Annotated in this window: 14 protein-coding genes and 2 pseudogenes; 4 read left to right on the top strand and 12 right to left on the bottom strand. The window is 64.9% G+C overall.

Annotated features, from left to right (window positions below):
• Positions 1 to 52 precede the first annotated feature (52 nt).
• Together WFK36_RS20835 and WFK36_RS20830 are read left to right on the top strand one after the other, a co-directional pair.
• Positions 53 to 1,177 carry an NDMA-dependent alcohol dehydrogenase gene (locus tag WFK36_RS20835; protein ID WP_040520484.1) on the top strand — a complete coding sequence of 375 codons (1,125 nt, stop codon included), beginning with the start codon at positions 53 to 55 and terminating at the stop codon, positions 1,175 to 1,177.
• A gap of 68 nt (positions 1,178 to 1,245) precedes the next feature.
• Positions 1,246 to 1,779, top strand: coding sequence for a hypothetical protein (locus WFK36_RS20830; RefSeq protein ID WP_336793984.1), 534 nt, complete (start codon positions 1,246 to 1,248; stop codon positions 1,777 to 1,779).
• Positions 1,780 to 1,907: 128 nt separating this feature from the next.
• Here the strand turns inward: WFK36_RS20830 and WFK36_RS20825 are convergent, their stop codons facing one another.
• The 4 genes from WFK36_RS20825 to WFK36_RS20810 form a co-directional block, all read right to left on the bottom strand.
• Entirely contained in the window at positions 1,908 to 3,611 is a 1,704-nt protein-coding gene (locus WFK36_RS20825) for a DUF2339 domain-containing protein (RefSeq protein WP_336793983.1), read from the bottom strand.
• A 99-nt stretch (positions 3,612 to 3,710) separates the two neighbouring features.
• A complete protein-coding gene (locus WFK36_RS20820) occupies positions 3,711 to 4,397 on the bottom strand; it encodes a response regulator transcription factor (protein WP_336793982.1) in 687 nt (228 codons plus the stop codon).
• Positions 4,352 to 5,548 carry a MacS family sensor histidine kinase gene (gene macS, locus WFK36_RS20815; protein WP_336793981.1) on the bottom strand — a complete coding sequence of 399 codons (1,197 nt, stop codon included), beginning with the start codon at positions 5,546 to 5,548 and terminating at the stop codon, positions 4,352 to 4,354. The genes WFK36_RS20820 and macS overlap by 46 nt, the downstream gene beginning before the upstream one ends.
• Positions 5,549 to 5,682: 134 nt before the next feature.
• Positions 5,683 to 6,477: a crotonase/enoyl-CoA hydratase family protein gene (locus WFK36_RS20810; protein WP_336793980.1), complete on the bottom strand. Its 795-nt coding sequence runs from the start codon at positions 6,475 to 6,477 to the stop codon at positions 5,683 to 5,685.
• Positions 6,478 to 6,553: 76 nt separating this feature from the next.
• Here WFK36_RS20810 and WFK36_RS20805 point away from each other — a divergent pair, with 76 nt between their 5' ends.
• Together WFK36_RS20805 and WFK36_RS20800 are read left to right on the top strand one after the other, a co-directional pair.
• A complete protein-coding gene (locus WFK36_RS20805; protein ID WP_336793978.1) occupies positions 6,554 to 6,967 on the top strand; it encodes a hypothetical protein in 414 nt (137 codons plus the stop codon).
• Positions 6,968 to 6,971: 4 nt separating this feature from the next.
• The gene (locus WFK36_RS20800) at positions 6,972 to 7,517 is read left to right on the top strand and encodes a hypothetical protein (protein ID WP_336793977.1); all 546 of its coding nucleotides are present in this window, start codon (positions 6,972 to 6,974) and stop codon (positions 7,515 to 7,517) included.
• A gap of 152 nt (positions 7,518 to 7,669) precedes the next feature.
• Here WFK36_RS20800 and WFK36_RS22800 read toward each other — a convergent pair.
• From WFK36_RS22800 to WFK36_RS20765, 8 genes and pseudogenes are all read right to left on the bottom strand, one after another.
• Positions 7,670 to 7,894, bottom strand: a pseudogene (locus WFK36_RS22800) (DivIVA domain-containing protein); the annotation flags it as partial.
• Positions 7,892 to 7,993, bottom strand: a pseudogene (locus WFK36_RS22795) (DivIVA domain-containing protein); the annotation flags it as partial. The pseudogenes WFK36_RS22795 and WFK36_RS22800, both read right to left, overlap by 3 nt.
• Positions 7,994 to 8,119: 126 nt before the next feature.
• A complete protein-coding gene (locus tag WFK36_RS20790; protein ID WP_336793975.1) occupies positions 8,120 to 9,136 on the bottom strand; it encodes a hypothetical protein in 1,017 nt (338 codons plus the stop codon).
• Between the two features lie 144 nt (positions 9,137 to 9,280).
• Positions 9,281 to 10,219, bottom strand: coding sequence for a hypothetical protein (locus WFK36_RS20785; protein WP_336793974.1), 939 nt, complete (start codon positions 10,217 to 10,219; stop codon positions 9,281 to 9,283).
• Complete coding sequence (locus WFK36_RS20780; RefSeq protein WP_336793972.1) at positions 10,212 to 10,790, bottom strand: signal peptidase I; 579 nt, start codon at positions 10,788 to 10,790, stop codon at positions 10,212 to 10,214. The genes WFK36_RS20785 and WFK36_RS20780 overlap by 8 nt, the downstream gene beginning before the upstream one ends.
• 7 nt (positions 10,791 to 10,797) lie before the next feature.
• The gene (locus WFK36_RS20775) at positions 10,798 to 11,427 is read right to left on the bottom strand and encodes a SipW-dependent-type signal peptide-containing protein (RefSeq protein ID WP_336793970.1); all 630 of its coding nucleotides are present in this window, start codon (positions 11,425 to 11,427) and stop codon (positions 10,798 to 10,800) included.
• Positions 11,428 to 11,440: 13 nt separating this feature from the next.
• Positions 11,441 to 12,532, bottom strand: a complete 1,092-nt coding sequence (locus WFK36_RS20770; RefSeq protein ID WP_336793969.1) for a signal peptidase I — start codon at positions 12,530 to 12,532, stop codon at positions 11,441 to 11,443.
• Positions 12,529 to 13,065 (bottom strand): hypothetical protein, encoded by a 537-nt coding sequence (locus WFK36_RS20765; RefSeq protein ID WP_336793967.1) that lies wholly within the window; start codon positions 13,063 to 13,065, stop codon positions 12,529 to 12,531. The genes WFK36_RS20770 and WFK36_RS20765 overlap by 4 nt, the downstream gene beginning before the upstream one ends.
• Between the last annotated feature and the right edge of the window lie 12 nt (positions 13,066 to 13,077).

Below are 13,077 nucleotides of genomic sequence, written 5' to 3'. Positions count from 1 at the left end.
ACGTCAGGCGTGTGGCCCGAACGACCTACTCCACGAAGAGAGTGATGTGCGCATGAAGACGAAAGCCGCAGTCCTGCACGGCGTCAACGAGGAATGGAAGATCGAGGAGGTCGAGCTCGGCGACCCGGTCGCCGGGGAAGTCCAGGTGCGCCTGGTCGCATCCGGGCTCTGCCACTCGGACCACCATCTCCGGACCGGGCAGTCGCCTGCACCGTTCCCTGTCGTCGGCGGCCACGAAGGTGCGGGTGTCGTCGTCAAGGTCGGTGAGGGCGTCACTCGGTTCGCCGAGGGCGACCATGTCGTCACCGCGTTCATTCCGGCGTGCGGCGTCTGTGAACCGTGCTCGCGTGGCGCGCAGAACATCTGTGACGAGGGTGCGGGTCTGTTGACCGGGCTCTCGATCTCTGACAAGACTCACCGCGTGACGCAGAACGGTGAAGGTCTCACCCAGATGTGTCTGTTGGGCACGTTCTCGCCGTACATCACGGTGAACGAGGCTTCGCTGGTGAAGGTCGAGAACGACATCCCGCTCCAGCAGGCGGCTCTCCTCGGCTGCGGCGTCGCCACGGGCTGGGGTTCGGCGTCGGAGATCGGTGGGACTCGCGTCGGCGACACGGTGGTGGTCGTCGGCATCGGTGGTGTCGGAATCAACTCGGTGCAGGGAGCGAAGGCGTCCGGTGCGCGGCACGTCGTCGCCGTCGACCCGGTGAAGTTCAAGCGCGACATGGCCGAGAAGCTCGGTGCGACGCACACTTTCGAGTCGATGGAGGAGGCGATTCCTGCTGTCAACGAACTGACGTGGGGAAAGATGGCGAACACCGTCGTTCTGACGATCGGTGAGATGAAGGGCGAGTACATCGCGCCGGCGGCCGCGTTGACGGCGAAGGGCGGCCAGGTGGTGGTGGTCGGCATGGGCGACTACGCGGCGATGGACGTGAAGCTCAATCTGTTCGAGCTGACTCTGCTGCAGAAGCGGATCCAGGGCGCGATCTTCGGCGGTGCGGGTCCGCGCACGCAGATCCCGAAACTGCTCAACGAGTACCGGTCCGGCCAGCTCAATCTCGCCGACCTCGTCACCCAGACCTACCGCCTCGAGGACATCAACCGCGCCTACGACGACATGCTGGAAGGCAACAACATCCGCGGCATGGTCGTCTACGACGAGGCCGACTGGTAGGTCGCCAGTCCATTCATCCGATCGACGCACCCGCACGCGACTGCGTGCGGGTGCGTTACGTTTCCGGCATGACGCAGCAGAATCCCGCAAACCTCCCGCCCCAGCAGCAGGGCGTGCCGAACTACTCGCAGCAGCCGGTCGGCCAGGCCGACTACACACCTCCGGCGCAGGCCGACGAATACACAGGTTTCTCCATCGGAGCGATCCTCTCGATCGTCGGTGCCGTCCTGGTCCTGGTCAGCTACCCGATGGTGTGGATGGTCGCGAAGGCGGATTCGGGTGCGACGGTCACCGGACTGGGCACCAAGACCAGCGGTGAGATCTACGAGATCACGTCTGCGTCGATGGGGCGTCTGCATTGGGTCGCGGGTATCGCGATGGTCGTCCTGATCGTCATTGCGGTCGCCCGTCTGATCGGCAAGTTCACCGACAACATGAAGCGCGCTCCGATCATCGCCGGCGTGTTCGCTCTCCTCAGCGCCGGCTTTGCGCTCCTCACCATCGGCAGTGACTTCAAGGCCGGTTCGGGCCTCTACCTGGCACTGGTCGGCGCAGTGATCGCTCTGGCCGGCGGCGTCGTCATGGGACAGCTCAAGAAGTAGTCCGCGTCGTCTCCCTGCTCGTTGAGCCGTGCCGGAGCGATAGCGGAGGCGCGTGTCGAAACGCCGCAACAACACACGAAAGCGGGCCGGATCCCACAAGGGATCCGGCCCGTTCGTCGTGCACGGGGTCAAGCGTGGGCGGGCTCGTCGTCCGAGGCGACCAACGTCTGTGCGTACGAGACACCGAGGCCGAGGAGCATGAGACCCACGACGATGAAGGCGATGACGCGGTACACGCCGTCGAGGGCGGCGAGGTCGAACAGGAACAGCTTGCCGATCGCTGCGGTCATGACTGCCAGACCTGCGGTGAGGACCACTGCCCGGTCGGATCCGGCGAGACGGCGCGCCTTCAGCAGTGCGACGACGGCGACCGAACCCCAGATGATCGTGGTGGCCGCGTGGCCTGCACGGAAGGCGGCGTCGACGTCGTCGGTGATGAGGTGCGCGACGCTGAGGCTGCCGGTGGTGATGAGCCACAGGGCGGTGACGCCGCCGGCCATGGTGATGCGGAGAGCGTGTGTTCCGAACGCGGTGGCCCACGACCAGGTGAGCAGTGCGGTGGTGATCAGGCCGACGACGGTGCCGACGAGCAGTGATGCGTACGTCGAGCGTTCGTCGAGGGTCGGGACGAACACCTGGGCGGCGGCGCCGTAAGCGTTGAGCATCAGAATGCCGATGGATCCGAACACGGTGGCGATGACGCGGATCGGGAGCGCGAGGTCACGGGCGTAGAACGACGCTCCGGCGAGGACGACAGCTGCGGCGAGGATCGTCGAGGGGCGGTAGGCCGTGTCGACCGCATAGCCGGCTGCCAGCAGCAGGAGCAGACCCGACGGGATGAGCCACATGATCCGGACGTCGCGTCCCAGGGTGCGTGCGGTGCCGAAGGCGGCGGCGGAGAACACGGCCGCACCACTGGCGAGAAGTGCCGCGGCAGGTGCCCCGAGGTCGGTGACCGAGGTTATCAGGGGCAGCGCGCCGATCGCTGCGGCGAGTGCGATGAGCTCAGGGTTGCTGCTCGTGCGAGCGATGAAGACGGAGGAACCGATGAGAACAGCGACACCGGCGAGAGCGAGTGACGCCGCGACCCACGGGTTCTCGGCGAACTGGGGATAGATCCCGGCGGGAATGATGACGGCTGCGGCGTTGACCAGGAACATGGCTGTCCAGTCCCGACCGACCTGAATCCAGGTGGTGGCTGCGACGTACACGATCATGAACGCGACGAGCGTCTCGTCGATGCCCTGCGTGACGATGGGCGCGAGGAGAAGGACCGGGATCGACACCATCAGGCCGAGGGTCTGGGATTCCCAGCGATGTGCGATGTAGAGTCCACCGCCTGCGATGGCGCCTGCGATTCCGAGCGCCGCGGCGGAAGGCAACCAGTGGTAGATCGCGCTGGTCGCGAGGACGTCGAACAGGAGGCCCGCGATGCCGGTCGCGACGATGGCGATGGCGCCGGGGCGCTTGGCGGGTGTGCGGCCGATCCAGATGCCGAGAGCAGTGAGTGCGGTGGCGAGAACACCGCCGCCTGCAACACGGGCTTCGGGACGCAGGAGTCCGGCCTGTGCGGCGAGGACGAGGAGCATCACGATTCCGGAGAGCGTGATCGCGACGCCGACACCGGCGAGGACACGGCCGATGAGGCCGCTCTCGGCGGCGGCGGAGAGTCGTTGGCCGATGGTCGGGGTCGGGGGCAACGGTGCCATGGCGGGATACGGCGTGTAGCCGGAGGTCTGGTACTGGACGTGTGGTTGGTAGGGCTGCGGACCGGTCGGCGGCAGCTGGTTGGACAGACGATTGACGGGCGTTGGCTGCGGGGTCTGGTTCATGCCTTCAACCCTCGCCCGGATAGGGCGCGAGAACATGAGTAGGACTACGCACTTCCCCTGGTCACTTGCGCGTGCGCACCCCCGCCCGCCGAGTGTGGGTCAGTCTGCGTCGAGTCCGTGTTCGATGGCGTACCGGGCGAGTTCGACCCGGTTGCCGAGTTGCAGCTTCCGGAGAGCGGAGCCGACGTGGTTCTCGACGGTGCGCGGACTGATCTCCAGTCGTGTCGCGATCTGCCTCGATGACAGACCCTTCGCGACATGCCGGAGTACCTCGGTCTCGCGGCCGGTCAGGACCGGTGCGTCGGCTTGCGGCGACTGCGACATGCGGCGGTACTCGCCGAGAACAAGTCCGGCGAGGCCGGGAGTGAAGACCGGCTGACCTTCGCCGGTGGACGTGACTGCGGCGATCAACTCCGACTGCTGGGCGCTCTTCACGAGATACCCGGTGGCTCCGGCCTTGATGGCCTCGAGGACGTCGTCGCGCTCGTCCGACGCCGACAGGATCAGAACGCGTGCCGCGGGGTGCACGTCGAGAACGGCGGCGGTGGCCTGCGCGCCGGTTCCGTCGGGGAGATTCATGTCCATGAGGACCACGTCGGGCAGGGTGGCGGCCGCGCGGGCCGCAGCCGCGGCGACGCTGTCGGCGGTGGCGACGACGTCGAACCCGTTGTCGGTGAGGTCGCGGGCCACGCCGTCGCGCCACATCGGGTGGTCGTCGACGACCATCACTCGTAGGTCGCTCACGGTGTGGCCTTCCCGTCGTGTTTCGGTGCGGACAGTTCCCATTCTGTCCCGGCGTCGGGCGCGGACTCCAGACGTGCCGTTCCGCCGAGTGCTTCGACCCTGCCGATCACCGACTGCGAGATGCCCAGTCGGCCTTCGGCTTCGGCGGCGGCGAGGCGCCCGTCGGGGATGCCGACGCCGTCGTCGCGGACGCTGACGATCACCTCGTCGCCGAGGTCTTCGAGGAGGATGAAGGCTTCTGCGCCGGGGCCCGCGTGGTGCGCGACGTTGTCGAGGATGTTGTCGACGGCGGCGAGGAGTTCGTCGGCGATGTGGGCGTCGACGGTCACCGGGTCGGCGGGGGCGCTCACCTGGGCACGGTGCGCGACCGACGATCGCAGGGCGGCCGCGAGATCACGGCTCGATGGTGCAAGCGCGTTGGGCGTGTCGGGTTCGTCGGCGATGAGCGCGCGGAGTCGGCGTTCCTGTTCAGCCGCGAGTTCGGCGAGTTCGGCTGCGTCGCCGCCGATCTCCCGCCCGCGCTTGGCCATCAGCGCGAGGACTTGAAGGACGCCGTCGTGCACTTCGCGGGACAGTCGGTCGCGTTCGGCTGAGCGTGCTGCGAGGGCGATGGCGGAGACGAGCTCACCGTGCACGGTTCGCGCACGGGACGCGGCCATGCCGACTGCGGCCGCGGCGGACACCAGCAGGATCGTCGTCGCGTTGCGGCCGAAGTTCAGGTAGATCTCGCCTTTCACGTAGTAATTGGCGCCCGCGATCGCGAGCGCTGCCGCGGCACCCCACAGAGTGCCGCCGATGACGGCAGTCGAGAGCGCGGCGTTGGTCATCCACAGGGTGGTCGGCCAGGTCTGGTTGTGGCTGATCCAGTCGTTGTCGGTGACGAACGACGTCGACAGCATCATGCCCGCCGACACTGCGACCTCGACGGCCACGAACCAGGGGCGTCGTCCGAATCCGACGAGATAGCCCGCCGCCCACCAGATGTTGGCGGCAGTCAGGATCCCGAACAGCGTCCACGTGAGGCCGGGCCGGGTGAGGTCGCCGTTGATCGCGATCTGGAAGCCGAGCGCATACACGAATGACAGGAGTCGGAAGATCTGCGCTGCTCGCCACAGCGGGCCCACGGGGTCGCGGTCTTCGATCTCCCGCCAGCTCTGGACCAACTGGGGTCGGCCGCGACTGTCTGCCTGCATCCTTCGACCTTCCCATATCCGACCAGCCCGCCCATGCGCGTCGACCGGACTCCCTATTAGGTTGTCGACCGGACTTCCTCTTTACTGCTCGTTGAGCGGGCGTCCTCTTTTGCTCGTTGAGCGAAGTCGAAGCGTCAGATCTGCCGCTCGCCGAACGAGGGCTTCTCCTTCTTCAGTCCGGCGTTGCGGGCGATCGTGTGGTTCTTGCCACGAAGCAGACGGACCTGGAGCGTTTGTTCCACGGGAAACGACAGGCGTGAGCCGTTGTACCAGGTGTTTTCGAACAGTGCCTTCGATGCTGCGACGGCGTCGGGCGACCGCTGCTTGATCTGCTCGATGAGAGCGTCGGCGTCGGCGAACGGGTCGTCGGACACTCCGGACACCAGACCCCAGTCGAGGGCCTGCTCGGCGTTGAACATCTCGCCCGTCATGGTCAGGCGCTTCGCGACGTCGATGCTGGTGAGCTGCGCGATGCTCGCCGACAGCGACATGTCGGGGATGAGGCCCCACTTCGCTTCGAGGATCGAGAGATCGGCGTCGGATGAGGCGTATCGGAAGTCGGCGGCGAGCGCGATCTGCAGCCCGCCGCCGTAGCAATGGCCCGTGATGACCGCGATCACCGGGACGGGGACGTTGCGCCACGCCCATCCCGCGTTCTGGAAGTTGTTGGCGGCGGAAGTCTTCTTGGGGACCAGCATCCGCATGATTCGGCCCTGTTCCTTGCCTGCGGAGGCGAAGTCGAGCCCGGAGCAGAACGAGTCGCCTTCGCCGGAGATGATCACGGCGCGCAGGCTGCGATCTTTCGCGGCACGGTCGGCTGCTGCGGCGAGGTCGTCGAGCATGTCGAGGGTGAGCCCGTTGTGCTTCTCCGGGCGGTTGAGGCGCACATGCGCCACCTGATCGCGGACCTCGTAGCTGATGTTGCTCATAGTGTGAGGGTAGTGAAGTCATTCGGATGATCGTCCATCCACCACGCCGTCTGGTTTGCGCAGTAGGCTGCCGACCATGACGAAGCCTCGTGTTGCCGTTGCACTCTGCGGAGTCGGAGTAGCGGTCGCGGCTCTTGCCGGATGCTCGAAGTCCGACCTGACACCGGTGAAGGCCGCCGGCGACAGTTCAACGACGACGTCCACGTCTGTCACGACGTCGACCCAGGTGGAGTCGAGCACACCGCCGTCGAGCGCTCCGGCGTCGACTCCCACCGTCGCTGCGCCGTCGAATGCGCTGACGATGTCGTGCACCGAGTTCATGGGTCTCGACCAGGCGACGAAGCAAGCGGTGACCACGGAGGTCATTGCAGGCAACCGGACCATCGTGAACCCGAACAACACGTCGCTCGCGGTGGTGCTCGCCGAGGCCATGTGCACACATGAGCCGAACTCGACCGTGAACACAGCTCTCGGTGGCCCACCGGCCTGAGTGGATGATCGACCGTTCTGAGGTCCACTTCGCAGACACCGTGATGATGTTCGCCCACTATCCGTTTCGAGCGGCGTCCGTGATTTCAGACCCGACTCTCCACACTTCGCAGATCCGCGACGTCGATCCGACGTCGTGTCCACCCGAGATCCGCACCGTCGACGGGGAGACGCTGTTCGTTGCCAAGGCGGACGAGCCGCTTCTCGCAGAGTTCGCCGAACGCAACGGAATCCCGGTTGTTCATCGGCCGGACGTGTGGCCCCGCCTCCTCGAGCCGTTCCTTGATACCGAGTGGACCGGTGACAGTCAACGGAGCGCCCGAGAGTTGCTCCTCGATGTCGGTATTGAGCCAGGCGAAGCCCGGGCGGTTCGGTTGCGCGTGTGGCGAATCATGCGCGCGTTCAACGCCATCATGTGGGACGAGTGGAACCTGAGCCTGTACGACCTCCTATTGGCATCAACCTGGTTCCCGACTCGAATCAGGCGGAAGCATCGACCTGAGTTCTACAACTGGGCGATGGAACTCGCAGACCGGCCCACTTCCCGCTGACTGCCCCGCACTGCGCGAGTCTTCATTCGCCCGCACTGCGTGAGTCCTGATCTGCCTGCCATGAGCAAGTCTTCATTTGCCCGTCGAGCGAAGTCGAGACAAACATCGATGGTCGAGGGAGACTACAGAGCCTCGTACTTAGACAGACGGCCGCGGAGAATCCGCACGGTCGCTTCGACTTCGTCGAGGAACTGGTCGACTTCATCTTCGTGGTAGCCGCGCGACCCGAACGGAGGCTTCGAGAAGGCCGCGTCCCGGATCTCCTCGGGTAGCAGCGTGCGTTCTAGTCGACGAGTCTCCGCCGATTCGCTCGACGACTTGACCGCGGCGGTTCCGCCGTCGACGCGACGTTGCAGTTCACGGAAGTCGTCCTCCACGAGGCGCAGGAACTGGTCGACGTCCGCTTCGCGATAGCCCTTCTCGAATAGGCGAGTGGGCTGGAAGCGGACTAGTCGGATGTTCTCTGGGGTCAGCATGTGGGGCATCGTACCGTTGAGATCGGACAATCATCTCTCTACTCGTGCCTCAGCGATGACTCGGCAGAAGACGCAGAAACGCGTCCGGACGGGGTCCGGACGCGTCGTCAGCGCTGTCCCGTCAGGTCACGACGTCTTGCACGTGTCCGAGTCGACCTTCTTGACCGCACCATCACTTGCGGTGAGAGCGACCTCGTTGCCGCGAACGCTTACGACGTCAGTCGGGTCCTTGTCTCCTCGGCACTGCTCGACGCCGTCGTGGCTGACCACGAACTTCGATGTCGAGCCCGCGACTACTCCTACGGTGACGATTGGCTCCGCGGCGGACTTCGACGCCGACGGACTCGAAGGGGCTGCGGATGAGGTGGTGGACTCCTCTGAATCCTCCTTCGGCTTCTCCGACGTCGGCCTTTCTGATGTGGTCGGAGCAACCGATGTCTCAGAGGGCTCAGGGGCAGACGTCGTCGTTGATTCTTCGGTCTCCGCATCCGGCGTCTTGCCAACCGAAGGGGACGGTGTCTGCCGCGCGAGTTCTCTTTCAGGACCGACACTGGAGCGGCCGAAGACCTGCGGCTCCGCAGGAGTCCACGATGCGCTGTCCTCCCAGGTCGCGTTCGCCTTCACGCCGGCACCACCCTGGCAACTGGCATTGCGTTGGCCGTTGGAGCCGACCGTGATCCGTCGGTGTCCCGACGACACGAGGCGCGTGGCGTCCGTGGTGTCGCTGGCGACGTTCACCGTTTCGACGGTGAGGACGTAATTGTTCCAGGCGAGGTTGTAGTTCACGCTCAGCGACCACCCGGTGCCGTCCTGGAAGGACGGTCCGCGTTCAACGGACGTCATCGCCTCGTTCCACAAGGTGACGCGGTACTTCATGCCGGCTCCGGCGCTCGGCCACGACACGTTCGCGTTGTGGAAGCCGAGACTTCCACTCTCTGAACACGAGATGGACGCGGGCAGGGGCGTCGGGAAGAAGTTCTGACTCGCGATCTGCGAGGTCGTGGCCTCGACGTCGTCTTGCTCGGCAGCCAACGTGCCGGTGGTCTGGGCGATGCCGAACACGACAGCAGCAGCGCCGACGGCAGCGACGCCGGCGCGCTTGTGTGCGCTTGCTGTGCGCAGGATTTGCAGAAGCTCAGCCACGGTTGGTCTCCTCGACTTCGGGGCGGTTGGTGGATTCGGTCCGCACTTGGAGCGGATGGTGGGCATACGGACACTGCGGAACGAGGACGAGGCGCGTCCGACGGAGAGACGTCGGACGCGCCTGTCGTCAACGACTGGTCGTGATCACGAGACTTCGCAGGTATTCACGTCGACGTTCTTCACAGCGCCATCCGCCGTCGTCAGCGTGACATGGTTGTTGCCGAAGCTCACGATGTCTGTCTCCGCCTTTTCCCCGCTGCACTTCTCAACACCGTCGTGGTAGACGATGAATCCCGATGCCGTGCCCGCCGCCGCAGCAGCAGCGGTGATCTTCACGGGTGCATTCGGAGCGGAAGATTCAGTCGTCTCGCTGGTCGAAGGCGTGGTCACAGACGTCGACGGTTCCGACGCCGTCGGATCCGCTGACTCCGACGACGGCGCGGTCGATTTCGCTGTCGCGGTGTCGGAAGGCGCGTTGAACTTGCTTCGGTTCAGACTCGGGGGATTGATCACTTCTTCGGCGTCGAACGGCGTGTAAGAGGTCGTCTGTTGCCAGGACGTGATGTTGACCGGGCCCTCCTTAGCGGTGCCTTCCGGTCGTCCGCAGCTTCCGTTGTTCCGCCACGTGTAGATAGAGACGTACCCGGTGGATCGCTCATTCGTCGTGGCGTTCACTCCGAAGATGCGGTACTCATGCGTGCCGCCACCGCCGCCTTCCATGCCGGTCTGGCGTGATGTGCTCGTCAGCAGATTGCTGGTCCACATCAAGTTCGTTCCACCGTCGCCCCACTCCTCCATCACCCACTTCTGGTCTGCAGGAGTACCGGCTGCAGCGGCCCACTTGAGAGTGGGGTTGCCACCGCACCATCCGGTGTTGCTGTAGTCCGGGTTGATCGGAGCCAGCACCGGAAAGAAGTTCTGGCTGGCGATCTGTGAGGTGTTGGCGTTGACGGTGTCGTTCTCTGCGGCGAGCGTATCTGTGGTCTGGATCGCGCCGATGGCGACGGCGGCTGCTCCGCCGATAGCCAGGACTGCCCGTTTGGAAGGGATCTTGCCTCGGACGGTCTGAAGAGTGTTAGGCATGGTCTGCCTCCTGCAGTTCCGGCCCGCCGTTGTCGGCGGGCTCGTTGGTCGTGAGGGATGTGTCGCTCGAACGTCGGATCGGACCGAACGCGAGCATCAAGAGAGCGCCGGCGACGATGCCGCCGATGAAGATTGCTGTTTTGCTCGAGAGCCAGGCTGCGGCGTAGCCAAGAATCGGGACGCTGCCGATCACACGGTCCGCCTCGGTCACGAGGTACGGCGACGGATCGGGTACGCGGTTCGCGTCACCCTTCAGAGTCAGCGACACGGCACCGTCACCGGCGTTCTCGATGGCGACCACCCGGTGGGTGATCCGGGTCCCGACCTCGTTGTCGACACTCACGACATCACCGATGCGTAAGTCGGTGGCGTCAACGGTACGAGCGAGTGCGAGCGAGCCGGTCGGGATGTCCGGGGACATCGACCCCGACCGGAACACGAGTGGCGTGATTCCGAACAGCATCGAGCCGATTGCCACGACAATGCAGATCAGCCCAAGTATCGCGCCGACGTTGAGCGCGAGCTCACGTCTGGACCGTGGCTTCGGATTGTCGTCCGTGTACTGACTCATCCGAACGTCAGACCTTGGTCGCGGTGAGCTTGAACTTTGCGGAGATCGCCGCCATGCGGGCTTCCTTCGGTGCGTTCGGGTTCACCTTCACTTGGACGCAGAGGTTGTCGGACGCGTTGACGGCGAGCGGCCCGGTGGTCGGGACCAGTGCGGTGGACCCGAGGACAAGCGGCTTGTCCGCAGTGCCGAGAGTGGTTCCACCGGTGCAGGTGTCTCCGCTCTTGGTTCCGCCCTTGGACACGGTGACAAGAAGATTCTGAGCGAAGACGGCTGCGCTTGCGCTGCCATACGTCGCGGTGCCGTTGTTGGCGGTGTCGACGCTCATGACGTAGGTGAACGGGTGGGAACCGGTGTTCTTCACTTCAAGCACGCCGGACGTCGTTGCGCCGCGAGCCATGTTGATCTTCTTCAGGCTCGTGAAGTTGTAGATGGGGCGGTTGTCATTCACCTTCATCTGGATATTGATGGAGTTGGTGGTGAACATACCGGTGGTAGCGGTCGCGGTGTCAGACCACGCGGCCATCGTGCCGACGGCGCCGAGGCCGAAGACCATGCCGAGCGATGCGATTGCGCGGGCGCGCGTCCAGCCGGTCTCGCCGAGGCGGCCGCGCAAGCGGGATTGGGTGGGAGAAGACATCGTTTGCCTCAAGTCACTTGATGATGGGGATCGGTCGGGTAGTCGCGGTCGACGGCACGTCCGCGAGGGGTTCAGCCGGGGGAGGGGCCGGCGCGCCACACGCGTGGCATGTCGATGACCGCGGCGGCTCGGTCACCGCGGTCGTTTGGGCAGGGAACAGAGTTGCGAGGGACGAATAGGCGACGGCGGCTTGGTGTGTCGCATGCGACTCCTCGACTGCGCTCGGAGAGCCGGAAGCGACGGCCGGAGAGCCGGAAACAACGATCGGGTAGTCGGAACTGACACTCGGAGAGCTGTCATTGACGACCAGATAGTCCGAGCCGGATTCGCTCGGAGCGCGATGTCGGGCTGCGGACGGAGGGCAAGTGATGACCGTCGGGGTGACGGAATCGCTTGTCGGAGCGACGGGGACATCGGCGACGGGCCATTCGTTGGAACTCGGGGAGTCGAGCGGTGGGGACGGCTCTGAAGCCGCCTCTGCGTCCGAATCCTCGTCCTTCGGCTTCTTACGGTCGCGAATGCTGCTGATCCACATCCACAACGCGTAGAGGCCGAGTCCGCCGGCGATCAGAAACACCGCGATGCTGCGGGTGTTGCCCGACATCACGTTGTTCAGGTATCCGAGTTTCGGCACCGAGTAGAGGAGACGGCCACGAACCTGCTCCTCGATGATCGGCTCATCCGTCGCATTGTTGGCGTCACCCTTGGTGATGAACTTTCGCACGCCCGACGCGTCGTAGACGATGCTGACGATGCGGTGAGTGGTGACAGACGGATCACCCGACTTCGGCTGGAACGTGATGACATCGCCCGCCTTGAGGTCGGCCCCCGGCGTCGGTTTGACGACGATGAGCGTTCCCGGAGGGTATGTGGGCTCCATCGAGCCGGTCAGCACTGTGTAGGCGGTCGAACCAGTCAGTCGCGGAACCACCACGAGTGCTGCGAGCAGCGCGACGGCGGCGCAGAGCAGAGTCCACGAGGCGATGGTCTTGACCCACCACAAGAGTGAGGTCTTCTCATCATCGTCGACAGTGCTCTCGACATCGTCAGGATCCGGCAAGACGGCGGTCTCGCCGGTGTGGTGGCTTCCGCGACCCGAAATCATGAGTTCGAGACCGACTGTGCGCCGAAGGTGAAGGTGGCATTGCTCGACTGCGAGGTCTGCGCGTTGGACGCGATCGTGACCTTCAGGCAAAGCACCTCGGTGGTTCCCGCCGAGACGTTCTGTGGCGGAGTGAACGCAGTGTTCGCGGCGCCGTTGTACAGCTCCGTGCCGGGGGTTCCGGTGGCCGTGCATTCTGCCTGAGTGTTGACCGTGGCAACACGGAGCATGAGCGGTGTGGAGCCGTTCACGTCAACGCTGTTGAGTTGGTAGCGCATGGTGACGTTGCCCGAGTTGATCACCGGCAACGGCTTCTGCACGCTCTGGCCCGCATCGGCGTTGGTCAGAGTCAATCCATCGAGATTGAAGCTCTTGACGCCGTTCTGGCCTGCCGAGATTTCGAGCGTGCCCGCGGTGATGGTGCCGCCGGGTGCGGTTGCTTCCGAACGCCAGAGGGCGCCGGTCTGCTGGAGGGATACAAATCCCACCAGCAGAACCGCCGCCGCTGCGAGCGCCCATTTGATTTGGGGCTTCACGATTTCCTCTTA

This window comes from Gordonia malaquae, from assembly GCF_037148075.1.
In the GTDB taxonomy this organism is placed as follows: Bacteria; Actinomycetota; Actinomycetes; order Mycobacteriales; family Mycobacteriaceae; genus Gordonia; species Gordonia malaquae.
Note: the sequence above shows the minus strand (reverse complement) of the source record. Positions and strands in the feature narration are given on the sequence as shown.

What these genes read in the sequence shown, in the direction of transcription:
- WFK36_RS20820 (WP_336793982.1), bottom strand. Translation starts at nt 4,397, where the DNA reads ATGGGAACTGTCCGCACCGAAACACGACGGGAAGGCCACACCGTGAGC.
- WFK36_RS20825 (WP_336793983.1), bottom strand. Translation starts at nt 3,611, where the DNA reads ATGAACCAGACCCCGCAGCCAACGCCCGTCAATCGTCTGTCCAACCAG.
- WFK36_RS20780 (WP_336793972.1), bottom strand. Translation starts at nt 10,790, where the DNA reads ATGAGTCAGTACACGGACGACAATCCGAAGCCACGGTCCAGACGTGAG.
- macS (WP_336793981.1), bottom strand. Translation starts at nt 5,548, where the DNA reads ATGCAGGCAGACAGTCGCGGCCGACCCCAGTTGGTCCAGAGCTGGCGG.
- WFK36_RS20810 (WP_336793980.1), bottom strand. Translation starts at nt 6,477, where the DNA reads ATGAGCAACATCAGCTACGAGGTCCGCGATCAGGTGGCGCATGTGCGC.
- WFK36_RS20805 (WP_336793978.1), top strand. Translation starts at nt 6,554, where the DNA reads ATGACGAAGCCTCGTGTTGCCGTTGCACTCTGCGGAGTCGGAGTAGCG.
- WFK36_RS20775 (WP_336793970.1), bottom strand. Translation starts at nt 11,427, where the DNA reads ATGTCTTCTCCCACCCAATCCCGCTTGCGCGGCCGCCTCGGCGAGACC.
- WFK36_RS20835 (WP_040520484.1), top strand. Translation starts at nt 53, where the DNA reads ATGAAGACGAAAGCCGCAGTCCTGCACGGCGTCAACGAGGAATGGAAG.
- WFK36_RS20785 (WP_336793974.1), bottom strand. Translation starts at nt 10,219, where the DNA reads ATGCCTAACACTCTTCAGACCGTCCGAGGCAAGATCCCTTCCAAACGG.
- WFK36_RS20830 (WP_336793984.1), top strand. Translation starts at nt 1,246, where the DNA reads ATGACGCAGCAGAATCCCGCAAACCTCCCGCCCCAGCAGCAGGGCGTG.
- WFK36_RS20800 (WP_336793977.1), top strand. Translation starts at nt 6,972, where the DNA reads ATGATCGACCGTTCTGAGGTCCACTTCGCAGACACCGTGATGATGTTC.
- WFK36_RS20770 (WP_336793969.1), bottom strand. Translation starts at nt 12,532, where the DNA reads ATGATTTCGGGTCGCGGAAGCCACCACACCGGCGAGACCGCCGTCTTG.